Source organism: Streptomyces sp. NPDC107654, assembly GCF_055639035.1.
In genome coordinates this window covers 20,275-40,390 of record NZ_JBVKBI010000030.1, presented here as the reverse complement: position 1 = coordinate 40,390, position 20,116 = coordinate 20,275, and the positions used below count along the sequence as shown (strand labels likewise).

Annotated in this window: 25 protein-coding genes; 14 read left to right on the top strand and 11 right to left on the bottom strand. The window is 72.2% G+C overall.

Going from position 1 to position 20,116, the window contains the following annotated elements; genetic code table 11:
* Positions 1 to 418 precede the first annotated feature (418 nt).
* From ACZ7N4_RS34530 to ACZ7N4_RS34490, 9 genes are all read left to right on the top strand, one after another.
* Positions 419 to 1,459 (top strand): hypothetical protein, encoded by a 1,041-nt coding sequence (locus tag ACZ7N4_RS34530; RefSeq protein ID WP_471366822.1) that lies wholly within the window; start codon positions 419 to 421, stop codon positions 1,457 to 1,459.
* Positions 1,459 to 1,662, top strand: coding sequence for a hypothetical protein (locus ACZ7N4_RS34525; protein ID WP_471366820.1), 204 nt, complete (start codon positions 1,459 to 1,461; stop codon positions 1,660 to 1,662). The genes ACZ7N4_RS34530 and ACZ7N4_RS34525 overlap by 1 nt, the downstream gene beginning before the upstream one ends.
* 199 nt (positions 1,663 to 1,861) lie before the next feature.
* Positions 1,862 to 2,410 (top strand): hypothetical protein, encoded by a 549-nt coding sequence (locus ACZ7N4_RS34520; protein ID WP_471366817.1) that lies wholly within the window; start codon positions 1,862 to 1,864, stop codon positions 2,408 to 2,410.
* A complete protein-coding gene (locus ACZ7N4_RS34515; protein WP_471366814.1) occupies positions 2,407 to 3,936 on the top strand; it encodes a 3'-5' exonuclease in 1,530 nt (509 codons plus the stop codon). The genes ACZ7N4_RS34520 and ACZ7N4_RS34515 overlap by 4 nt, the downstream gene beginning before the upstream one ends.
* Before the next feature lie 238 nt (positions 3,937 to 4,174).
* Positions 4,175 to 4,987: a ParA family protein gene (locus ACZ7N4_RS34510; RefSeq protein ID WP_471366809.1), complete on the top strand. Its 813-nt coding sequence runs from the start codon at positions 4,175 to 4,177 to the stop codon at positions 4,985 to 4,987.
* Positions 4,984 to 5,481: a hypothetical protein gene (locus ACZ7N4_RS34505; RefSeq protein ID WP_471366805.1), complete on the top strand. Its 498-nt coding sequence runs from the start codon at positions 4,984 to 4,986 to the stop codon at positions 5,479 to 5,481. The genes ACZ7N4_RS34510 and ACZ7N4_RS34505 overlap by 4 nt, the downstream gene beginning before the upstream one ends.
* A 136-nt stretch (positions 5,482 to 5,617) precedes the next feature.
* Complete coding sequence (locus ACZ7N4_RS34500) at positions 5,618 to 6,001, top strand: hypothetical protein (protein ID WP_471366803.1); 384 nt, start codon at positions 5,618 to 5,620, stop codon at positions 5,999 to 6,001.
* Positions 6,001 to 7,233 (top strand): hypothetical protein, encoded by a 1,233-nt coding sequence (locus tag ACZ7N4_RS34495; RefSeq protein WP_471366799.1) that lies wholly within the window; start codon positions 6,001 to 6,003, stop codon positions 7,231 to 7,233. The genes ACZ7N4_RS34500 and ACZ7N4_RS34495 overlap by 1 nt, the downstream gene beginning before the upstream one ends.
* A 416-nt stretch (positions 7,234 to 7,649) precedes the next feature.
* Positions 7,650 to 8,054, top strand: a complete 405-nt coding sequence (locus ACZ7N4_RS34490) for a hypothetical protein (RefSeq protein ID WP_471366796.1) — start codon at positions 7,650 to 7,652, stop codon at positions 8,052 to 8,054.
* A gap of 115 nt (positions 8,055 to 8,169) precedes the next feature.
* On the opposite strand, the gene ACZ7N4_RS34485 is transcribed toward ACZ7N4_RS34490, so the two are convergent.
* Together ACZ7N4_RS34485 and ACZ7N4_RS34480 are read right to left on the bottom strand one after the other, a co-directional pair.
* Positions 8,170 to 8,574: a restriction endonuclease gene (locus tag ACZ7N4_RS34485; protein WP_471366793.1), complete on the bottom strand. Its 405-nt coding sequence runs from the start codon at positions 8,572 to 8,574 to the stop codon at positions 8,170 to 8,172.
* Positions 8,571 to 9,035: a hypothetical protein gene (locus tag ACZ7N4_RS34480; RefSeq protein ID WP_471366791.1), complete on the bottom strand. Its 465-nt coding sequence runs from the start codon at positions 9,033 to 9,035 to the stop codon at positions 8,571 to 8,573. Before ACZ7N4_RS34480 ends, ACZ7N4_RS34485 begins: the two co-directional genes overlap by 4 nt.
* 78 nt (positions 9,036 to 9,113) lie before the next feature.
* On the opposite strand from ACZ7N4_RS34480, the gene ACZ7N4_RS34475 reads away from it, so the two are divergent.
* Positions 9,114 to 10,352 carry a helix-turn-helix domain-containing protein gene (locus ACZ7N4_RS34475; protein WP_471366788.1) on the top strand — a complete coding sequence of 413 codons (1,239 nt, stop codon included), beginning with the start codon at positions 9,114 to 9,116 and terminating at the stop codon, positions 10,350 to 10,352.
* Between the two features lie 2 nt (positions 10,353 to 10,354).
* A complete protein-coding gene (locus ACZ7N4_RS34470) occupies positions 10,355 to 10,891 on the top strand; it encodes a flavoprotein (protein WP_471366905.1) in 537 nt (178 codons plus the stop codon).
* A gap of 111 nt (positions 10,892 to 11,002) precedes the next feature.
* On the opposite strand, the gene ACZ7N4_RS34465 is transcribed toward ACZ7N4_RS34470, so the two are convergent.
* From ACZ7N4_RS34465 to ACZ7N4_RS34445, 5 genes are all read right to left on the bottom strand, one after another.
* Positions 11,003 to 11,320 (bottom strand): hypothetical protein, encoded by a 318-nt coding sequence (locus tag ACZ7N4_RS34465; RefSeq protein WP_471366785.1) that lies wholly within the window; start codon positions 11,318 to 11,320, stop codon positions 11,003 to 11,005.
* A gap of 71 nt (positions 11,321 to 11,391) precedes the next feature.
* Positions 11,392 to 11,874 (bottom strand): transcriptional regulator, encoded by a 483-nt coding sequence (locus ACZ7N4_RS34460; RefSeq protein WP_471366782.1) that lies wholly within the window; start codon positions 11,872 to 11,874, stop codon positions 11,392 to 11,394.
* Between the two features lie 100 nt (positions 11,875 to 11,974).
* Entirely contained in the window at positions 11,975 to 12,439 is a 465-nt protein-coding gene (locus ACZ7N4_RS34455; protein WP_471366779.1) for a hypothetical protein, read from the bottom strand.
* A gap of 57 nt (positions 12,440 to 12,496) precedes the next feature.
* On the bottom strand, positions 12,497 to 12,991 hold the full coding sequence (locus ACZ7N4_RS34450) for a hypothetical protein (protein WP_471366776.1): 495 nt from the start codon (positions 12,989 to 12,991) through the stop codon (positions 12,497 to 12,499).
* A 28-nt stretch (positions 12,992 to 13,019) separates the two neighbouring features.
* On the bottom strand, positions 13,020 to 13,496 hold the full coding sequence (locus tag ACZ7N4_RS34445; RefSeq protein WP_471366773.1) for a hypothetical protein: 477 nt from the start codon (positions 13,494 to 13,496) through the stop codon (positions 13,020 to 13,022).
* Positions 13,497 to 14,955: 1,459 nt separating this feature from the next.
* Here ACZ7N4_RS34445 and ACZ7N4_RS34440 point away from each other — a divergent pair.
* From ACZ7N4_RS34440 to ACZ7N4_RS34430, 3 genes are read left to right on the top strand one after another with little or no spacing between them, the layout of a single operon-like run.
* Positions 14,956 to 15,330 carry a hypothetical protein gene (locus ACZ7N4_RS34440; protein ID WP_471366770.1) on the top strand — a complete coding sequence of 125 codons (375 nt, stop codon included), beginning with the start codon at positions 14,956 to 14,958 and terminating at the stop codon, positions 15,328 to 15,330.
* Positions 15,331 to 15,382: 52 nt separating this feature from the next.
* Positions 15,383 to 15,679: a DUF6372 family protein gene (locus ACZ7N4_RS34435; RefSeq protein ID WP_471366767.1), complete on the top strand. Its 297-nt coding sequence runs from the start codon at positions 15,383 to 15,385 to the stop codon at positions 15,677 to 15,679.
* A 36-nt stretch (positions 15,680 to 15,715) separates the two neighbouring features.
* Positions 15,716 to 15,904 (top strand): hypothetical protein, encoded by a 189-nt coding sequence (locus ACZ7N4_RS34430; protein WP_471366764.1) that lies wholly within the window; start codon positions 15,716 to 15,718, stop codon positions 15,902 to 15,904.
* A 317-nt stretch (positions 15,905 to 16,221) separates the two neighbouring features.
* Here the strand turns inward: ACZ7N4_RS34430 and ACZ7N4_RS34425 are convergent, their stop codons facing one another.
* The 4 genes from ACZ7N4_RS34425 to ACZ7N4_RS34410 all read right to left on the bottom strand — a co-directional run bounded on the left by ACZ7N4_RS34425 (position 16,222) and on the right by ACZ7N4_RS34410 (position 19,873).
* Positions 16,222 to 17,634 carry a hypothetical protein gene (locus ACZ7N4_RS34425; protein WP_471366760.1) on the bottom strand — a complete coding sequence of 471 codons (1,413 nt, stop codon included), beginning with the start codon at positions 17,632 to 17,634 and terminating at the stop codon, positions 16,222 to 16,224.
* Positions 17,635 to 18,077: 443 nt separating this feature from the next.
* A complete protein-coding gene (locus tag ACZ7N4_RS34420; protein ID WP_471366756.1) occupies positions 18,078 to 18,398 on the bottom strand; it encodes a hypothetical protein in 321 nt (106 codons plus the stop codon).
* Between the two features lie 55 nt (positions 18,399 to 18,453).
* Entirely contained in the window at positions 18,454 to 19,014 is a 561-nt protein-coding gene (locus tag ACZ7N4_RS34415; protein WP_471366753.1) for a UTRA domain-containing protein, read from the bottom strand.
* A 64-nt stretch (positions 19,015 to 19,078) separates the two neighbouring features.
* The gene (locus tag ACZ7N4_RS34410; RefSeq protein WP_471366750.1) at positions 19,079 to 19,873 is read right to left on the bottom strand and encodes a GntR family transcriptional regulator; all 795 of its coding nucleotides are present in this window, start codon (positions 19,871 to 19,873) and stop codon (positions 19,079 to 19,081) included.
* Positions 19,874 to 20,116: the final 243 nt, after the last annotated feature.

The following is a 20,116-nucleotide window of genomic DNA, read 5'->3' as shown; positions in this document are numbered from 1 at the left end:
CTCCCCGTGCCACGAACTCCCGTGGCACGTCAGCAAGCACACGCCACGTTCTCCCCACCGGACCCTACCGACCAAGGTCAAAAACCTCGATCCAGATACGCCGGGGCCAGTTCGGTGAATGCGGGTGATTCCGAGCACCGTCTTCGGCCGCGCCTTGGCCGAATTCACCGTTCTTTGTCAGTGGCGGTGGGTATCGTTTTTCGAGCAAGGCCACGCACAGGCCCAAGCCAGCCTCAGCCCATGACTGGGAGCGATCTGAGGCGAAGGTGCCAGGACCAAGAAGGTCCCAGCGCATCAGTGCGACGAGAGCGCCACCGGTCCGTCCCGACGGATCTTCCGTATGCCCGCGCAGCTCACCACGTTCTTGCTCGCGTGCATCGGGTCATGGGTAACCGCTGCACGCCGACGAGGAGAACTCGTGGTCAAGAAGCACGGGAAGAAGCAGCGCGCCAAGAAGAAGGCGCAGCGCACCGGAGCCGCGTACAGCTCCGCGGCCGCCGGCACCACCCACACGCACACCCCGCTCCCCGACCTGAGCGCCCTGCCGCTCGTGCCGCACGGCAGCTGGAGGGTCCTGGATCTCGACCTCGCCGCCCGGCTGGTCGCCGCCTGCCGGGCCGGATGCCAGCCGTGCCAGCAGAGGCTGATCCCGAAGGTCGTGAAGGAGAACCGGGCGACGCTCGCCGCGCTCGCCGGAGCCGTCTACGGCGCGGTCCCCACCGTCGGGTTCGCCGCCTCCGACACGACCCGGCAGTGGGCCCCCCTGGCCCGTACGGCCATGCAGGCCGGGAGCGGTGACGAGGCGTTCGCCGCCGTCGATGCGATGGACGAGGCCGCTGCGGCCGCGCTCCTAGACGACGCGCTCGATCACTGGGCGATGGGGGACGGTCCGGTTCTGGCGGAAGCCGTCCGGAAGGTCGCCGAGGGCGCGGCACGGCGCGGGACCACCGACCCGATGGACGCCTTCCGGGCGGCCGGGATCGACGTCTTCACCCTGGACGACCTGGACCTGGGTGATGTCGACGCCTACCACCTCGCGGAGAACTACGGGGTGTTCGTCGGGCAGACGACGACCCCCGACGGGCAGCCCCTGCCGATGCTCACGCTGTACCCGGAGAGCGAGGGCGCCGGGATCGAGGACCTGGAGGCCCGCACCGACTGGGACCACTGGGGGTTGCACGGCATGCCGGACGTGGACCCGTCCTGGCGACTGCGCGCCACCATCGCCGACCGCTCCCTGAGCGGACTGGTCCACGTCGACGACGACGGCCAGGACGACATCGAGCTGTGGCGGGCGGCGCAGACCGTGAGCCTGCCCGCGGACTGGTGGGCGCTGCTCGACCGGGCCCAGCACGTCCTGGTCGTCGGCCCCGTCAAGGAAGCCGACCACCAGGCCCTCCAGGCTGCCGGCGACGCGGGCGAGCTGCTCGCCGTCATCGCACGAGTGAGCTTCCACTGATGGCCCGCCGTGAGCGCCGCCCCCGCCAGCACCTGCCCGGGATCGCCGACCTCCGCATCGCAGCCGACGAGGCCACCACTGCCCTGGTCGTCGAAGCCCTGCGCCGGGAGTTCACCATCACCGACCCCGAGCCGTACGACAGCGGATACAGCTACCTCCGACTCGACACCGGCAACACCGCGGCGGACCCGGACGACGACTGACCCGCCTCATCTCCGGTCGGAAAACAGGAACCTGCCCAGGCCAGGGACACACAGCCCCGGTGCCGTCCGGCGCGCACGCACCCGCACCACGGGAGCGCTGACCGCGCCGGGCGGTGCCGGGGGAGCGGGGGCCTGGGGGGCGGCGAAGCCCCCCAGCAGCCACCGGCCCCGGCCCCGGGCGCATCGAGGAGACCCGCAGATGCACCAGGAAGTGAAACCCCCCGAGTCCCCACCCGAAGCCAGCGCCGACGGTGTGGTCTGGCTCCGGCCCGAGTACCAGGGCCGTCACGGCGAGCTGGTCACCCTGGCCGACGGCGCCCGGCTCGTCGGCGTCAGCAAGTCCGCGATCTCGAACTGGCAGAAGCGCCACGCGAACTTCCCCCGGCTCGTGCTCCTCACCGGCTCGTTGCACAAGCGGACCAAGTGGGTCGTCGCGACGGAGCTGGTCGACTTCGCCCGCCTCCAGCGCGCGAGGAAGCCCAAGACCGGCCGCAAGAGCCCGCAGCGTCCCGGCGCGCAGATCGCCGCCGAGAAGACGGCGCACTACGAGGAGGTGGTACGGACCCTCACCGAGCGAGAGAAGCGCCAGGCCCAGGCCCTGGCCCGCACCCGGGCCGCCAAGCGTGCGGCCGGCGAAAGGCTCGCCGAGGCCCGCGCCCGGCTCGCCGCCGAGATCGACGCCGTCGCCCGACTCGGCACCCAGAAAGACCACCGCACCACGACCGCCGAGAAGGAGCACCGCCCGTGACGGAGACCATGCAGGACACGACGACCGAGAACGCCACGACCGAGGCCACCCCGGTGATCCCGCAGCAGGAACCGCCCCTGCCCGAGGCCTTGGGCGCCCGACGTATCGCGGGCCTGCTCGCCGACCACACCGGCGAGCCGGTCACCGCCGCCGACGTCGACGAGCTGGTCACCCAGGAGCACCTGGAGGCGGTCGACCACTACAAGGGCTGGCCGATGTACTCCACGGCGGCCGCGCTCGCCCTCGATGTCGACCTGGTGCGGTCGATCGTCGCCGACCGCCTGGCGTGGGAGGCGGCGAGCCTGCCCCGGGACGCGGCGGCCGACCGGATCGGCTGGCACTGGAGCGACCTGGTGCGGATGGGGGAGGAAGGTCGTATCACCACCGGCCGCGGCGGCCGGTACCTGATCGCCGACCTGGACACGATGGCCGTCGAGGCCGACGGCGAGCAGTACGTCACCGCCCAGGCCGCCGCCACCGACGTGCTGGAGATCCGGGCGAGCGACTGGAAGTACGTCGAGGCCGCCGGGTGGGTCCGCCCGGCCCACGTCTACGAGAAGGAGGTCGGCCGCTACCGCACGGTCACCGTCTCGCTCTACCGGCTCGGTGACGTCCGCGCCCTGCTGGAGCTGCCCGGCGTCGACTGGGAGGCGGTCCGCGGCCTGCCGAAGGGAACGCCGTCCCCGCTGCGCGAGTACGCCAGGCTCGCGCCGACCCGGGCCGCCGCCGTCCGAGGCTTCGCCCAGGGCCTCGCCGACCGGCACGGCGTGACCGTCTGGGCCTGGCACTCGCCGTACACCGACCGCTGGGAGCTGGACTGGGAACGGATCGAGGACCTGCCCACCGAGGCCACGGTGCGGCGGGAGCTGGCCGACGACCCCGAGGCGGGCGCCTACGCGGGCGAGATCGAGCTGCGCCCGGCGTGGGGCGAGATCACCCGGGAGGCGCGAGACCTGCTGAAGCCGGGCCGCGCGGTCGTGCTCGACACCGAGACCACCGACCTGTACGGCCGCACCGTCGAGATCGCCGTGATCGACGCGGCCACCGGCAAGAAGCTGATGGACACCCTGGTCGACCCGGGCGCCCCGATCAGTGACGGAGCCCGATGGGTGCACGGCATCACGGACGAGATGGTCGCCGGGAAGAGGCCGTTCGAGAGGGTGCTCCCCCGGCTCCGCAAGGTCACCAAGGGCCGGACGATCCTCGCCTACAACTCCGAGTTCGACCGATCCGTGGTCCTCAAAGACGTCGAGCGGGCCGGGAAGAAGCCGATGCACCTGGAGCCCCAGGACAACTGGTACTGCCTGATGAACGCATACGCCGACTGGCTCGGCTCCCGCCGGTGGCTCCGGCTCGGTGGCAGTCACCGCGCCGCCGGCGACTGCGAATCCGCCCGGCAGGTGCTGATCGAGATCTCGAAGGGGCGGGGCACCGAGTTCACCCCGACCCCGCCCGCTCCGGGCGACCCGGTCAGCGGCCCGCCCGCCGGTACGGTCCTCGCGGCCACCGCCATGCCGCACACCTGACCTCCACGCGTCCGCCTGACCTGCGGACGCTTCACCTCGAATCACAGACTGCCGGAGTTCCAGACTCCGGCAGTCTGCGTTTGAGGGGGTGGGCGTGCCCGGGCGGGCGAACGTCCGGCCGGGCGGCGACGTCGGCGGTTGCGCTACGAGAAGACGCCGGGTCACTGCCAGACTGCCGAAGTCACAGACTCCGGGGATGCCGGAGTCACAGAGTCACGGACCGAGAAAGGAGAGGCCCATGCCGCAGCGCAGGAACAAGCGTGTCGCCGCCGGCAGCAATAAGGGCGGCGTCGGCAAGACCGGCTGGGTGGAGATGGTCGCGGCCGCGCTCGCCGAGATGAACCAAAGGGTCTTGGTGGTCGACGTCGACCCGCAGGCGAATCTCTCGCGCAGGATGGGGCGCCCCTACCGCAAGGAACAGCCGATTGTCACGATCTCCGAGGTCGTGAAGGCCAACGAGGCCGGGTGCGCCGTCGACGCGATCATCCCCTGCGGGTGGGACGGCATCTATGCCGAACGGATCGACATCATCCCGAGCCGGTTCGACCTGGACAACCGCATCTCCGAGGCCGCCGTGATGGGCGCGCGCCAGCGCCTGGCCCGCGCCCTTGACGGCGTCGATGACGACTACGACTTCACGCTGTTCGACTGCCAGCCCTCCCTCGGGCACCTCACCCAGCTCGCCCTGGCGGCCGCCGACTACGCCGTCGCCCTGGTCGAGCCGGAGTACGACGGCGTCGACGGCGCGGTCCGCTTCCGGGACTTCATCCACGACGAGATCAACCGCATGGAGATGGGCAACCTGGACCTCCGGTTCGCGGCCGCCATCCCCTCGCTCGTCGACGGCCGCCTCGCCGCGCACACCCACCACCTCGGAACGCTCCCGGGCATCTTCGGTGAGGAGATGGTCTGGGAGCCGATCCCGCTGCGGTCCGTGGTGAAGGACGCCGCCGACGAGGCCCAGCCGCTCTCTGCCCAGGGCAGCCGCGCAACCGAGATGCGCGAGGTCTACAAGGCCTCCGCAGAACGCATGATCAAGGAGTTCGTGTGACACCGCCGAGGACCCGGTCCGTGGTCTCCCCCGACTCCGGCATAGGGGCAGGGCGCAAGCCGCTGACGCCCTCCGTCGAGCCCATCCTCGGTGAGGGTGAGCAGGGTGCCCAGTCCCGGACCGCCGGGTCGCCGGAGCCGCACCGCTCCGGCGACCCGAAGTGGACGACGCTGGAGCGCAAGGAGGCCCGACTGCGGTCCGATCAGCTCACGGACCTTGCCGACCTCCGGCGCCACCTGGGAGCCCACCGCCGGGACCGCTCGGAGATCATCACCGACAACACCTTGATCCGTGTGGCCGTCGACCTGCTGTTGCAGGGGCACGCCAACCGGCTCCACGGCGACACGGAGGAGGCTCTGTTGGCCTCCGTGCTGCCACGGCGCCGGGCTGTCGCCGCGGCGGAGGAACCCGCCCCGGAGAAGGCCGAGGAGGCCAGCACAAGGAGGGCCCGACGATCCGGCGGTGCGAAGGCCGAGCGGAGCCAGACTTCGTAAGTCCGGTACTCCCGGAGTCTGTAATCCGGCCAACGGGCGCGGTTCTCGCCAACCGCGCCCGTTCCGTTGTCTCGACACAACGGAGCGGCGCTAGGATGCCGCCGTTCGTTGTTCCGGCACAACGGAAGGAATCCGGGTGGACAACGTCGACATGATGGCCGAGCAGATCGCCGATCTGATCCGGCAGGCGAACACCGGCGAGACGACCCCGACCGAGCGCGTGCAGCTGCTCGCGCAGGCGGTCGGCCTCGCGGTCGACCCGCTGCGCCAGCTCGAACTGCTGATGCTCGTCGCCGACACGGCGGGCCGGGCCGCGCACGATGCCGCCGGCCGCGCCCTGCGCGGCGAGGGCCGACCGGAAGGCAAAGCCGCGACCTGGACCGAGATCGGCAGCGCGGCCGACCTGTCGAAGGACACCGCCTTCCGGCAGTTCCACGGCGGCGACGCCCTCTCGTGGTCCCCGGCGGCACGCGGCGTCCGCCAGGCCGTACGGCGGCCCGCATCCGGGGAGGCCCGCTGATGCCCGTCGACCAGGGCCTCACGGGGCCAGAGCTGCTGCGCGCGGCCGCCGCCGAGGTCTGCTCGTGGGAGGAGGAGATCTCCGAAGCCCGCGGCCGCCAGGTGCGTTGGGTGGCGGGCGAGTACGGCCGGGCCCTCGCCCACGCCGACCACCCGCTCGACAGCGAGGCCGAAGCACGCACCCTGTTCCGCCGGGCCGCCGTCGACGCCTACCTGGACCTCGCCGCCCGCGGCGAGCTGCGGGCCCGCGCGGCGGACAAGAAGAGGGCGAGCACCGACAACTCGCGGCAGACCCGCATCGAGGTCCTGGCGCTGCTCGCGAAGGCGGCCGGGGTGTACGCCGACCTGCCGCCGCAGCCCGACCCCGCCCGCAAGCAGCCCGTGCCCAAGCGGGCCCGCTCCCTGCTGCGGACCTCCCTGGAGGAGATCGCCGACCGGGGCGAGGCCCTGCCCGGGCAGGTCCGGATGCTCGCCCTGGGTGCGACCGCCGTCGACACCGGGGCCCGCTCGGGGGAGCTGTGCGCGTGCCGGATCGAGGACCTCGCCCCCTCACTCGACAAGGTCCGGATCGTGCGCAGGCCGCAGGGATGGAGCGAGTCGGAGGCCTACGTCGAGCTGATCGACCTGTCCGGGCTCTCCCGGACCGCGCTGCGCCGGTGGCTCGTCGAGCGGCACGCGCTGCTGGAGCGGGTCCAGGGCACCACCACGGCGCTGTGGGTGGGGCTGCGCGCCAACCACCGCGGCGAGTACACGGTCCCGCCCGGCACGCCCCTGGAGCCGCGCGGGCTGTACCGGGCCTGGACCCGGGCCGTCGACCAGACCAACGCACAGATGGCCGGCGAGCCCTCGTGGGTGCCGCTGCCCACCCGCATGGAACAGCTGCGCCGCGGGGTCAGCCCGAAGGCCTCCCCGGCCCCCCGCCAGCCGGACGCCGAACAGGCCGTCGTCCTCCTGGACGACGTCGCCGAGTGCGGACGCGCCCTCGCTGAGTCGCGCCGCTCCGGCGAACCGGACACCGACGCCGAACTCGAAGCGCGCCTTGCCTGCCGCAAGGCCGTACGGGCGGCGTGGGCCGAAGGGATCGAGCACGCGATGCAGCTCTCCGCGCTCACCGAGGCGGGCCTGACGGAGACCGCCGACCTGGCGGCCGCTGGATGGGAGCCTGCACTGCTCGCCGCGATCGAGCGTGCGATGGGATGGGGGCGGCCTTCCAAGGCCAAGGAAGCCGTCTGACCTGCGCCCGCATTACGTGAGTCCCGGAGTCACAGACTCCGGGACTCACGTCGTTTCTCCGGACGTCTGCCCGGCTGTCGGCGCCGGGTGCCATCATGGCCGCGTGCCCGGGCAACCGGGCTGTGCTCCCCGCGTCAACGGGGATGACCCGCCGGTCAGTCGAGCCGTACCGCTCGCCGGACCGTTGTCCCCGCCGTAGCGGGGGTGGCTCCGCATCAGCGGAGAACTTGCCCAGGGTGCGGTGTGCCCGGGGCCGTCCTGCCCACCCTCGTCCCCGGGAGCCCCTTGTGTCGTCCCTTCCACGCCCTCGCTGCCGCGCCTGCGGGTGCTGGCGCGCGTACGACGTCGCCACCTGCTGCGGTTGCCTCTACCTCGCCCGTCGCGCCCTGGAGCGCAGCGAGGGCCGCCGCTGCGTCATGTGCAGCGATCTCCTGCCCGACAGCCACGGCTACAGCCGTTGCGACCGGTGCCATGCAGTGCGGGCCAAAGCGGACTTCGAATACCGCCGGCGGTGTGCCGCCGAGCGTTTCCCGGCGACCGTGCGCAGGCTGTTGCTGGTGCGCCTCGCCGACGGCGAGACCCTGAGTCGGCTGTGCCGTGCGCTGGAGATCACGACCCAGAGGGTCCACGGCTTCAAGGTCTTCGACCCTCAATGGGCCGAAGATCTCGACGCCGCATTGATGGCGGGGCGGGACCCGGACCTGGACCACGGCACCTTCAACGCCTACCGCCACGGCGGGTGCCGGTGCCCGGAGTGCCGCGAGTGCAAGATCACGCATGACAGTTGGCAGTGGCGGCGTTCGCCAGCGTCGGCGAAGTGACGGCGAATCCGGCCAAGGCCTTATGGAGAAGCCCCCGGCGACGCTCGGTGCAGGAGCAGCCGCCGGGGGCTTCGTGCGTCGCCCGGGCCCACGGGGGGAGGCGCCGGGAGACGGCTCAGGGGGCCGCGGCCGCCGACTTGTCGGCCGGTGCGGCGGCTTCGAGCCGGTCCAGCCGCTCGTACAGCGCGCGGATCAGCCGGGCCCGGTTGTGCACCCGGGCCAGGCTCGTGCACGGCTGCGACAGGCGGCCGTCGGCCTCTTGCAGGATCAGCTCAGCGAACAGGCGGCGGCCGTCGTCCTCGGGCAGCCGGTCCGCGCAGAGGCGCACCGCGTCGGCGACCACCCGCGCCGCGCCGGCGAGCAGGTGGCCGATCGCCGCGACGTCGGCGGCCGGGACGTCCAGCGGGGAGGACCACGCCAGCGCCGTGCGCACCACCTGCTCGTGCACGGTGCGGTCGGGCGGCAGTTCCGCCGTGAGACGCCCCTCCGGGTCGTACAGGATGTGGTGGGTGCCGGTCATGTGGTGGCCGCCTCCTGCTGGTCGCGGGCCAGGGCTCGCAGATGGTGGGTGAGTCGGTCGGGGCGGATCAGCAGCGGAGCGCTCTCGCGCGGCGGGCTGACCCAGTGCGCCACCGGGCTGCCGTGCTGGCCGGCGGGCATCAAGAGCTGGAAGCCGTCGCCGAGGACGCGCACGCCGGGCAGACCGGCGGCCGCCCCGCCGGTGCCCGGCGGCACCAGGACGTACAGCTGGTCGCGCAGGTGGTCGGCGAGCACCGGATAGCCCCGGCGCGGGCCCACCCGCATGGCGACCAGCGCGTCCAGGCCGCGCGATATCGGGGAGATGGCCACCGCGTCCCAGGTCCGGCCGCACGCCACCCATTGGGTGCGGTCGTCCCCGCGCACCCACTGCGCACGGAGCCGTTCGGAAGGCTGTGCGAGCCGGTGCCACGTCGGGCTGGAGGTCTTGGCGGACTGGGCCATATCTGGACCGTACGGGCGGTATACACGAGGTGACCCACGCGAAGTGCGTGGGTCGTCGACTCCGGCTCGGAGCACCTTATGGACCGCATCCAGTTCGGCCGCCGCGTCGCCCACTGGCGAGGCCGCCGCCGCTTATCCCAGCAGGAACTCGCCAACCTGATGCGGCGCTCCCTGCGCTGGGTCGAGGACCTGGAGGGCGGCCGCCGCCAGGCCGACCCGAACCTGTCGGTGGTCACCGAGATCGCCGCCCGGCTGAACGTCACGGTGGACCGGCTGCTGTACGACCCGGTCGTGCTGTGCCCGGCCGACTCCGAGATTGAGGCGGTGCGCGCCGTTCTGCAGCGCCACGACATCATCACCGGCCGCACCGACGCCGCCGACGTCGAACCGGTCCCCGTCGCCGCCCTGCGCAGCGCGCTGGTCTATGCCCGCACTGGGTTCCAGGCCGGTCATTTCGCGCGGCTCGGCACGCAGATCCCCGCCCTCCTGGTCGACGCGACCCGGGCCGCCGAGCGCCACCGCGGCGAGGACCAGCAGGAGGCGTTCCGGCTGCTGTCGCTGTCCCTGGAGCTGACCGAGGCGGCCGCCATCAAGTGGGGCGACACCGAGTTGGCGGTCGTGGCCGGGCACCGCGCGGTCGCGGCCGCCGAACGCTCCGAGGACCCCGTCATCATGGCCAGCGCCGCCCGGCACCTCGCGGACGCGATGACCAGCCACGGCCAGGCCGAGGCGGCGGTGGCGTTCGCCACCGCGGCCGCCGAACGCCTGCGCCCGGAGCTGCTGCGCCGCGGATCGCTCGGGCTGAGCGTGCTGGGGATGCTGTTCCTCAAGGCGGCCCTCGCGCAGGCCGCCGTCGCCGAGGCCGACGACCGCAGCCCCGAGGCCGCGGCCCGGGCGGTGCCGGTGTTCCTGGACGAGGCCGACGAGTACGCCGCCCAGCTCGGGGTGGACGGCAACGAGCTGTGGACGTCGTTCGGGGCGACGAACTGCGGGCTGTACCGGGTCGCCGCCCACGTCCAGCTCTGCGCCGGCGCGGACGCCGTGGCGGTCGCCAAGGACATCCCGGCCGCCGGGCTGGAGGCCCTGCCCCGCGAGCGGCGCGCACACCTGCTGACCGACCGGGCCCGGGGCGAGACACAGGCCGGGATGCGCGAGGAGGCCGTCGCCACGCTGCTGGAGGCCGAAGCGCTCGCCCCCGAGGAGGTCGTGTGCCGTCCCCGCACCAAAGCCCTCGTCGAGGACCTGCGGCTGTTGGGCGCGGGCAGCGCCGAGGGGCGCTTGCGCAGCCTCGCCGAGCGCTGTGGACTTCCCCGGTGACCATGAACCGCACCCTGTACGTCATCGCCTGCGCCGCGCCTCCAGCCCGCCGCCTGTCCGTACCGATCAAGGCCGCCCAGCAGGCCGGATGGGACGTCTGCCTGATCCTCACGCCCTCCGCCCACCGGTGGCTCAGCGAGGACGCCGACGGCGAGATCGAGGCCCTGGAGCAGCTGACCGGCCACCCCGTCCGTCACCAGTACAAGCTCCCCAGCCAGCCCGACGTGCTGCCGCCGCCGGACGCGATGCTCGTCGCCCCGCTCACCAACAACACCCTGGCGAAGTGGGCGACCGCGGTCTCCGACACCCTTGCGCTCGGGCTGATCACCGAGGGCATCGCGCTCGTGCCGATCGTCGCCCTGCCGCACTTCAACGACGCCCAGGCCGCGCACCCGGCCGTCGCCCGGCACGTCGAGTTCCTGCGCGAGGCGGGCGTCACCGTGCTGCTCGGTGAGGGCGGATTCACCCCGCACAAGCCCAAGCACGGCAACTTGGACGCCTATCCGTGGCAGGCCGCGATCGACGCCCTTCCGGCCTGACCAGCGCGACCACGCCCGGAGTCCGTGAGTACCGGACTCCCGCAATGCCGAAGTGCGGCAGTCCCAGAGTCTGTGACTCCGGCACTGCCGCACTCCCGCGCCGACCCGGCGTCAGTCGAGGTCGAAGTCGTCCTCGGGCGGGTGTGGGCTGACGTGCCCGCAGTAGTGGCAGACCGCCCCGTCCGCGCGGTCCACGGTGGAACCGCAGCAGCGGGGGCACTCCCCCCGCTCCAGAACCGGCCCCGTGCCGCGCACGCAGCCGGGGCACGCGTGGCCGGCGGCGTCGTCGCGGACCCAGCCCGCCGCCTCCAACGCGGTCTCGATCGGCCGTTCTTCGGGAAGGTCGTCGGGTTCGAGGTAGATGGCCAGGCAGCCCGGCCGGTCACAGGTTGCAGCGTCGCGGATCATCGGGTCCCTTCGGTCGAGCACGGCCGGGCTGTCCGGCCCTGCGCACCGCTGTGCCCGGGCGGGCGGCCCGGGCACAGCGGCACGCGGGGCCGTCAGACGGCGGCGATCAGCAGGGCCGCGACGAACAGCCACAGGATGTGCCAGCTCTGATCGAGCGCATAGGCCCCGGTCCCGAGCGTGGGCGCGTACTCGCCCTTCGCGGTCACCGGGTGCCCGGCGTGGGCGGGGGTGCCCAGCGAGTAGAACTCCGCCTTCCCGCACCGGTCGGCGAGCCCCTTGAGCGTGGTGCGCCGGTCGGCCCAGTAGTGCGTGACCGCGTCGATCCCCAGGCCGAGGATCAGGCCCAGGGCGGTGACCGGCAGGTTCAGCACGAGGACGGCCGGGACCAGGACGAGCCCCTTGGTGATGGTCAGGCCCAGGACGTGACGTCCGCAGGCGAGGCGCCCGGTCCAGCCGGGCAGGCCCTTGGTGGCGGCCTGGCAGCTGGACTGCACCCAGTGGTCGCCGACGCTGTGCGCGACGTACAGCGTGACGAACACGGCGGCGAAGACGGCGGCGGTGTCGAGCTGGTTCATGATGGGGGTTCTCCTGTCCCTGATGGATGGGTGAGCCCCGGGGGACGGGCCGCTCTTGCTGGCCGGCGGACCGGCCCGCCCTCCCGGGTGCGCGACGTGGCTACTGGCCGTCGCGGTCGTCCTGCGCGGCCTCGCCGCCGCGCTCCGGGCCGCCGCTGACGGCCCACTTCTCGAAGAGGCCCGGCTCGGAGTTGCGCAGGACGTCACGGCGGTACTGCGCGGTGCTGCGCGCCACGTCCATCGCCAGAGCCAGGTCGCCGACGCTGCCGCCGCTGGCGGCGTGAGCGCGGATCAGGGCGTCGCGGATGCCCTCCAGGCGCGGCAGGAGCCGGTGGTCCACGTCGTTGATCATCGTGTGCCAGCTGTTCGCCGAGACGGTCTGCGCCGGGTCGGCGGTCCGCAGCGTGGCCAGGGCCCACAGCGCGCTGTGGAACCAGTCGGCCAGCGTGCCGACCTCCATGCCGAGCTTCTGCGACTGCTCGGGGGTCAGGCTGATGACGATGTCACCGCCGCCGAGCCGGGATTCCTTGGCCGGGACGAAGGCGATCGGGTCCTTGGCGTTCATCGGGTGAGTGCTCCCTCGGTGTCGTGCGATGGGCGGGTGTGGAGGACGGGCGGCCGGTCACTGCCAGCCGGGCAGCGCCGGGTGGTCGGCGGAGACGGGGGTCGGGGCGTCGGGGTCGAACACGGGCGTGCCGCCCATGTGGACCACAGCGCGCTGCTGGCCGAGCAGGGCGTTGAAGCGGTTGAGCAGGTGACGCGCCACCTGGGCGATCTCCGGGCTTCCGCCGTAGGTCTGGATGTCCCAGATCGCGTGCTCCAGCGACAGGAAGTCCGCCTTCTGGATCGGGATGCGCACCTTCTCCGGGTCGGACTCGGTGACCGAGGCGGCCCCGGCGCTGCGGTACAGGTTGCCGATCACGTCCTGAAGGTGGCTGCGGTAACCGATGTCCGGGCGCCGGGCAGCCACGCGTTCGGCGGCGTGCAGCATGACCCGCTCGTACGCCGCCAGTTCGGCGAGGCTCATCGGGACGTACTCCACGCGCGGGAAGGGGGCGGGGGCCGGGACGGGGGCCGGGCGGGCGGCGCTCTTGGCGCGGGACTTGCCGAACAGCATGGTGCTCTCCCTCACTGGCCGGGGCGGGTCAGACCGTCTGCATGTAGCGGGCGGCGGCGTCCACGAACTCGTCGTGGGCGGTCAGGGCCGCGACGCGGGCCGCGTTGAGGGTGTCGGCGTCGGTGTCCTGGTGGCGCATGCCGAACGTGGCGTCGACCATGCGGTCCGCCGCGGCGCGCACGGCCGAGTCGGTGATGAGGATGCGCAGCCCGACCAGGGGCGCGGTCACCGCGGCGCGGGTGTCGTGCGAGCGGACGCGCAGTTCCTCGTAGCGGTCGAGGTCGCCCTTGCACTTCGCGTCGCCGCGGCGCCACATCATGCTGCGGTGGGCGCTGATGGCCTCCGCGAGCGCGGTGACGGCGTTCAGGTGCTCCTTGCGCAGTTCGCGCCGGCGGGCCCCGGCCTCGCCGCGGTCGGTGGCCCGCTGCTGGAAGTGGCCAGTGACCACGGAGCCGAGCAGGGTGCCGAGGACGGCGATCACGGCGGTTAAGAGAGCGACAGTCACGGTTTCTCCTCCGGTCTGCTGTACGGGACTTCGTACACCTAGAACTGTACGGACTTCCGTACACCCTCACAAGAAGGCACCCCCAAGATTCTTTACGCCGGACACCGCACAGCCCCTCTGAGCTGCATATTTATGCGCGAAATTACAGGTCCGAGAGTCCGTGAGTACGGCACTCCGTGACTTCCGGAGTCTGGGACTGGCCGGTGCGCGGTCCGCCGGCGGGACGGGTCGGCGGACCGCGCGGGGGAGGGGAGGGGCGCACCGGCCGGACGGAACCCCCCGTCCCCCTCGCCACAGAAGACCCCCGAGAACGCCCCTGACGGGGGTCAGGGGCGCCGTTCCCGGCATGGAGGCCCGGGAGTGCCGATCAAGCCCTGAGAGCCGCACAGGACCGCTCAGGGACGCGCCGCCCCCCTCTTCTGGTTGCCGCCCGTAGGGCGTCCGCTGTCCCATCGGTGGAGTCGGGGGCGCCCGTGGCGCCCCCGGCGGAGCCGATTGGGCTGCGTTGAGTCGCCCCGGAGGGGCGTCCTATTTATGGGTTGACCTGCACGTACGCACCCAGGCCAGCCACCCACGGCGCGGGCCCGTCATCACCTCAGCCACGACGATGCCGTCACCCGGGCACCGGCGTTCACCCCAACGGGTGACGGGCCCGCGCCCCCCTCCTCTAACCCCTAACAGGCCCAGGCGCCCAAGAGCGGCGGTGCGCCGTCGCTCCGCTTGTCATGAGCCTGCGGCTTTCGCCGTGGTTGCGGTCTTGACCTGCGCTTTCTACGTCGGGGGGTCCCCTCCGGCAACGGCGGTGAGGGTGCCATGAGCCCCTGTACCGGGGGAGAGAGGTCCTGGAGACGGCGGGCGCATCGGCCTGTTAGGGGGACGAGGGGGGCGGATGCCCACCGAGGCCCGCTCGGTGACGAGCTGGTCTGCGGCCACCGGCCGCCGGGTGGATCTCTTCGGGGGAGGAGCGAACTGGGTTCGGCGCCGTGGCGCCGTCGGCCGCGGCGAAGCCGCCTCACGCACGCTCGCGCGCTACTACCGGTACCTAGCCCTCCGGGCGTCACCAGCGGCGCACGCGCCGCAAGGCGCTTTTGTGTTCTCTCTCGTCTTCTACAACCCCAGTCTTCTAAAGGGACTCCCGCCTTCCCCGGGTCCCGGGAAAACCTGTAGTCGGGTCTGACCTGGGAAAACGAACCGTTTACGCAGGTCAGACCCGACAACCGAAAAACCGGGTGTCGGGTCTGACCTGGGAAAACGCTTCGATTAGGGGTCCAGGGGCCGGTTCAGGCGGTGGTGGACGCGGCGCAGGCAGACGTCGCCGCGGGCCCCTGGGGAAGGTGCCGCGCGAGGGTGCGGTGGCGCCGGCGGAAGGGGCGTGCTCGGGGCGAGAGGGCGTCGAGGCGTGCGGCATGATCAAGCGTGCGCAATGCGCACACCCCGCCCCGCCGGAAGGAGAACCACGGTGGCCGTCACCGTCACCCAGCCCAGCGAGTGCCGAGCCGAGATCCGCTGGACGCGCCACGACGACCGGCACGGGCACCTCGTGCGCACGGTCGACTCCGGCGAACTCGCACACGCTCTGCAGGCCCTGGGCGACGAGTACGGCGCCGGGTACGACCCCAATGAACCCGTCGAGCAGGCCCTCGCGGCCGCCGCCCACACGACCAGCCTCGCGCGGCTCCTGGAGGCCCGCGCCGCGGTGCTGGTCGTCCACCTCCGCGACGACCACAAGCTGTCCTGGCGCACGATCGCAAAGGCCGTCCACGGCGACCCGGAAAAGCAGTCCACCGTGCGCCGCCAGTACGACGCGGGCCACCGGCGCATCGTCGGCGAGTGAACCCGTGCGCAACGCGCACACCGTGCCCGGCAGGGCCGCTACGGTCTCGGTCATGGCCGGCGAACCCGAACGCGAACCCGCGTCCCCCGTGCTCTACCTGACCAAGACGTGGCTGTTCACCTGGGAGCAGCACCGGCCCGGCGGATGCCGCTGCGTGTGCGCGCTCTACCACCGAGGCTCAGGCACCTGCACCGCGGCCGCCGAGCCCGGGCGCCTGCTGCGCGTGGTCACACCCGGGGTCGAGCCGCACGGCAGCCCGGCCGACATCACCGACCCCCTGCCGCTGTGCACCCCCTGCTACACCGCTCTCGCCCCGCTCAGCACGCCACCCGCCGCGGCCGCCGAGTAGGTCCGCGACCCTGCCCGGGCCTGCCAGGATGAGGCCGTGAGCACCACCCGCCGCCCCCTGGGCACCGGCCCCCAGCCCAGCCAGCTCCCGCCGGACACCACCGTCCCGCGACCAGGCACCGCCGCCGACCGGGCCGCCGACCAGCCGCCGCCCGCCGTCGACCGCCAGCAGACCTCGCCCGGCATACGGCGCCCCCTGGGACCCGGGCCCGCCCCGACCGGCTGACGAAGTGCCGGACTCCCGGAGTCGCGGACTGCCGGAGTGAGGGACCCCCGCCGGCGGGGCGCGGGCGGAAGGCCGGGCCGGAAGACGCGCCCGGCCGTGGCGGCCCGCCCCGCCGCCGCGTGGACGGTCCTGCTCGAGGAACGACGCTCCGCGCCGTGCCTCGTGCATCCCCTCACCGCCGTGCCAGGTGTGCGCAATGCGCACGGACAGAGGTACAGACTCCGGTAGTCCGGTAGTCCCGTACTCACAAACTCCCAGAGTCCGGACATGCCGAAGGGCCGTGCCCCGGGGCGGAGCACGGCCGTTCCGGCCAGTCGTCAGGCGGTCTGCGAGTAGGCGAGCAGCTCCGGGTTCTCCCGCGCGATCTGCTCCTGGATGCGGCGCCGCTCCTCCGCGTCGAGCCGCTTCCTCTCCTCCTCCGCCTCGCGCCTCTCCCGCTCCTCCGCGGCCGCCCGCTCGCGGTCGTCATGCTCGCGGTAGGCGTCCTCCACCAGCTCGACCCACCGCTCGCGCGCCAGTTCCTCGCGCTGGGCCTCTGCCCGCGCCATGTCCTCGCGCAGCCGCGCCGCCGCCGCTTCCGCCTCCTGCGCCTCCTTGCGGCACGGACCGCACAGGCCGTCCTCGGGAGCCTCCGTGCCCGTCTTACCGAGCGTCTTGCACTCGCGGCACTTCCACCGCCGCGGCGCCGGGGCGCCGCCGCCCTGGTCCTCGCCGGACTCCCCGCGCTGCGCGGGCACGGGCCGCTTCCGGTCCTCCTTGCGCTGCTCGCACGTCCGGCACTTCACCCCGGTGTCCAGGACCACGCCGTCCTCGCACATCGGGTCCGGGCAGTCCGTCGAGGGGCGCACCAGCGCGACGGCGACGCCGATCGCCGAGCCGATGCCCTTGCCGCCCGGCATCGCAGCTTCCTCGTAGCCGTGCGTCCACCACCGGCGCTTCACCCGCTCGACCAGCACCTCCGGCGACCGCGCGCTCAAGGCCTCCAGGATCGCGTCCCGCAGGACCGGCGGCCGGTACGACGGCAGCTGCAACTCCTGGGGGAACGCCGCCTCCACCTGCTTCACCGCGGCCGCTTCCTGCTGCGTCAGCCGCCTGCCCGGCTCCCGCTTCTTCGCCGACTTCTTCGGAGCGGGCGCCTTCCGTGGCGGCGGCGCGGCCGCGGCCGGTGCCGCCGGCGCGGCGGCACCGCTCCCCTGGTCCTCGCCGCCGTCACGACGGCGGCCGCGGCCCCGGCTGCTCTCCCCCGCCGACTGCCCCGGCACCTCGTAGTCGAGCTTGCGGCGCTCCGGGTTGGCCTTCTTCCGCTTGGCCTCCACCTTCGCCCGGTGCTTCGCCGCCCGCTCCTGCGCGGACTTCGTCGGCGGCTCCAGCTTCACGGTCCGCACGCCCGGCTCCCGCGCGATGCTGGCCAGCAGCTCCTTGACCTCGTCGTCCGTGGCGGGTGTGTCGTACACCACAACCTCGGTCGACCACTGGTTGTCCCCGGCCCACTGGATCTTGACCTTGATGACGTACCGCGCGACCTGGAGCATCCCCCAGGCCCCGGCCAGGCCGTCCCGGCCGTAGCCGTACTTCTCCGCGATCTCCGCCAACGTGATCTCGTAGCCGTCCCGGTGGCGCAGGACCACGGTCAGCAGGCCCAGGCCCTCCAGGTCGAAGCTGAGCGCGTCGTCGACGGTCTCATTGGGGACGGCGGCGAACCGTGGCGGCCGTCCTGAACGCTTCCTCAACGCGCACCCCCTCTCGGGGTGGCGGAGTCCGTCTCCGGCACGGTGTCCGTGCCGGGCGGTCGAACGGTGGTGCGCATGGTGCTGGGGTCTCCCCTGGTATCGGGGAGCCGTACGACGGTGGGTTCATCACCAGATAGGTGACGCGGCGCACGTGTGGCTGTTTGGTGCGGCCGGGTCTGGCTATTCTGATATCGGTACCCGGGCCCCTGTGGTCTGGTGCCCGGCGTTACCGCCGACGTACGACTCGTGAGCTGGGTAGTAGCAAGCGAGTCGACTCAAGACGGCCGTTCCCTCGTGGCAAAGGGGCGGCCGTCGCGGCGTTTACGGCCTGGTCTAAGAAGTCATGGCCCCTATCTTCCCTTCTGATCTAGTTGCTCCAACGGCGGACACACCCTGTGAGTTGCGTCCGTCACCGTTGGTAGGACCGGCATAGCTCGCAAAAGTCACAAAGCGGTCTCGGCGACCCCCCGCGCCTGCACGAGGTAGGCCAGGGCGGTTCCGAGCCTTTCGTACGTTGCCGACTCGTCGTCAACCCATTTGATCCCTGCCAGCTCCAGCGCGGCGCGGTTCAGCTGGGTGGTCACTGCTGCGGACGAGGCAAGGAGGGCGTGTTCCTCCAGGGCCTCCACCACAGCGGACAACGTGGCGTTCTGCGGCAGCGGTCCCGGCCCGCCCCCTTCGGTGTAGGTGGGGAGCCAGCCGCCCTCGCCGAGGGCGTCCCTCAGCTCGGCGAGGATCTCGGTGCTCGTGAGTCGTGCGGTCATACGGGAGTCCTTAAGGGCGATGGGCCCCCGCCGGCGGCGGGGGCCCATCTCGTGGTCAGGCCAGGGGAACGGCGTACCGCAGCTTCCATCCGCGCCCCAGGGTGTGACGAGTGACCTCAACGACCCGGCCGTCCTCGGTCGTGCCGACGTGCGTGATCGAGAGCACCAGTTCGCCCGGCTCCAAGCCGAAGGCTTCGGCCTCCGCTTCGGTGGAAGGCCGCAGCTCGACGTCCTCGGTGGCCTCGTCTCCCTGGTCGAACCCAGCCTCGCGCATCCGGCTGATGATGCCGCCGACGCCGGTGTCGACCTGCTCGACGCCTGCGGCCTGCGCGACGTCGACCGGGATGAAGGTGTCCGCCAGCTGGATCAGCTTGTCACCGTCGTACATCCGGCGGGCCCGGACGACGACCTCCCCCCGCTCCCCCAGGAGTTCGGCGACATCGGCCGGGGCGGTCGTGCGCGACACCGTGACGTCGCTGCGGGGGGAGCCACCCCCGCGGCGCAGCTCACCCTCGTACGCGCCGTGCGCGCCGTTCTCTTCCCGCTGAGCCGTGCGGTAGCGGCTACGGGCGTCTCGGGTGATCAGGCCGTCAGCGCCGATCGTGTTGCTTGCCATGTGGACTCTGCTCCCTGCTATCGGTGTCGTGTGCTCTGGTTGCGCTGCGACGAGTGCAGCCGGTCTAGGCGCCGATCTTCCACTCGTACGAGAGGCGCCACTTCGTCCGGGGCATGACGTGGAGTCCAACCTCCACGATCCGCCCGTCCTCCGTCAGGCCCTGGTGGGTGATCTCCAGGACCGCCTGATCGGTTGGGATGCCGAGGGCGTTCGCCTCCTCGGGGGAGGCGGGGCGCACCTCGATCTCTTCGCGCAACCGGACTTGCGCGTACCCGGCATCCGCGAGTCTGCTCTTGCTCCCGCCGGCGCCGGTGTTCTGCTGCTCCAGCTGCGGGCACGCATCTGCCACATCGGGGGGGAACCATGAGGTGGCGAGCTGGATGACCTCGGTGACCTCGGTGTCCTCCGCCACGCCGACCGGCATGACGCGCTCCCGCTTCAAGGCCTTCGTCGCGTGGTGCAACTCCAGCAGGGCCGCCACTCGCTTCGGCGGCCGCTCGCGAGCGATCACTGTCGGCAGGGGCTGGTAGATCAAGCCCAGGCGGCGAATCTCTGCGTCGAACGCGCCGACCGCTCCCCCCTCTGATCGTGCGCTGGGGAGGTACCTGCCGGTGCCGTCGCGGAGGATCTTGCCAAGCAGGAGGCTGACGTACGTGCCCTTCCCGCGCCGCGAGAAGACGAGTCCCTGCGCCTGTAGGACCCCGTAGACCTCGCGTGCGGTCTGGTAGGCGATGCCTTCAGCCGCTTGCAGTTCGGGGACGCTCGGCAGCAGTGACCCGGGCGGGTAGATGCCCCGCTCGATCTTGCCCTGGATGCTCGCGGCAATCCGCTGCACCTTCGGGGGCTCCTTCTTGGTCACGGCTGTCTGGCCCTCGCTTTCCGTGTGGTTCTAGATCGACGCTGCCCAGCATGACATGTCTAGTTGTCTTCCGGAAGTCGAGACACTGCCAATTCGTCTTTTCGAACAGAAACAGCAGGTCAAAGCGTGTGCGACATGCCGGGTAACTAGACAGGTTGACAGCCGCCAAGTCCAGTGGGTTAATCGAAGCGCCCCGCCACTTAACTAGTCATCTGAGTGGGAGGAGGGGCGAGAAACCCGTGT

Excerpts from the sequence above, each read along its gene's own strand:
- ACZ7N4_RS34420 (WP_471366756.1), bottom strand. The coding sequence starts at position 18,398 with ATGACCGCACGACTCACGAGCACCGAGATCCTCGCCGAGCTGAGGGAC.
- ACZ7N4_RS34455 (WP_471366779.1), bottom strand. The coding sequence starts at position 12,439 with ATGAACGCCAAGGACCCGATCGCCTTCGTCCCGGCCAAGGAATCCCGG.
- ACZ7N4_RS34475 (WP_471366788.1), top strand. The coding sequence starts at position 9,114 with ATGGACCGCATCCAGTTCGGCCGCCGCGTCGCCCACTGGCGAGGCCGC.
- ACZ7N4_RS34415 (WP_471366753.1), bottom strand. The coding sequence starts at position 19,014 with ATGGCAAGCAACACGATCGGCGCTGACGGCCTGATCACCCGAGACGCC.
- ACZ7N4_RS34460 (WP_471366782.1), bottom strand. The coding sequence starts at position 11,874 with ATGAACCAGCTCGACACCGCCGCCGTCTTCGCCGCCGTGTTCGTCACG.
- ACZ7N4_RS34480 (WP_471366791.1), bottom strand. The coding sequence starts at position 9,035 with ATGGCCCAGTCCGCCAAGACCTCCAGCCCGACGTGGCACCGGCTCGCA.
- ACZ7N4_RS34495 (WP_471366799.1), top strand. The coding sequence starts at position 6,001 with ATGCCCGTCGACCAGGGCCTCACGGGGCCAGAGCTGCTGCGCGCGGCC.
- ACZ7N4_RS34435 (WP_471366767.1), top strand. The coding sequence starts at position 15,383 with ATGGCCGGCGAACCCGAACGCGAACCCGCGTCCCCCGTGCTCTACCTG.
- ACZ7N4_RS34470 (WP_471366905.1), top strand. The coding sequence starts at position 10,355 with ATGAACCGCACCCTGTACGTCATCGCCTGCGCCGCGCCTCCAGCCCGC.
- ACZ7N4_RS34485 (WP_471366793.1), bottom strand. The coding sequence starts at position 8,574 with ATGACCGGCACCCACCACATCCTGTACGACCCGGAGGGGCGTCTCACG.
- ACZ7N4_RS34525 (WP_471366820.1), top strand. The coding sequence starts at position 1,459 with ATGGCCCGCCGTGAGCGCCGCCCCCGCCAGCACCTGCCCGGGATCGCC.
- ACZ7N4_RS34520 (WP_471366817.1), top strand. The coding sequence starts at position 1,862 with ATGCACCAGGAAGTGAAACCCCCCGAGTCCCCACCCGAAGCCAGCGCC.
- ACZ7N4_RS34450 (WP_471366776.1), bottom strand. The coding sequence starts at position 12,991 with ATGCTGTTCGGCAAGTCCCGCGCCAAGAGCGCCGCCCGCCCGGCCCCC.
- ACZ7N4_RS34510 (WP_471366809.1), top strand. The coding sequence starts at position 4,175 with ATGCCGCAGCGCAGGAACAAGCGTGTCGCCGCCGGCAGCAATAAGGGC.
- ACZ7N4_RS34490 (WP_471366796.1), top strand. The coding sequence starts at position 7,650 with ATGTGCAGCGATCTCCTGCCCGACAGCCACGGCTACAGCCGTTGCGAC.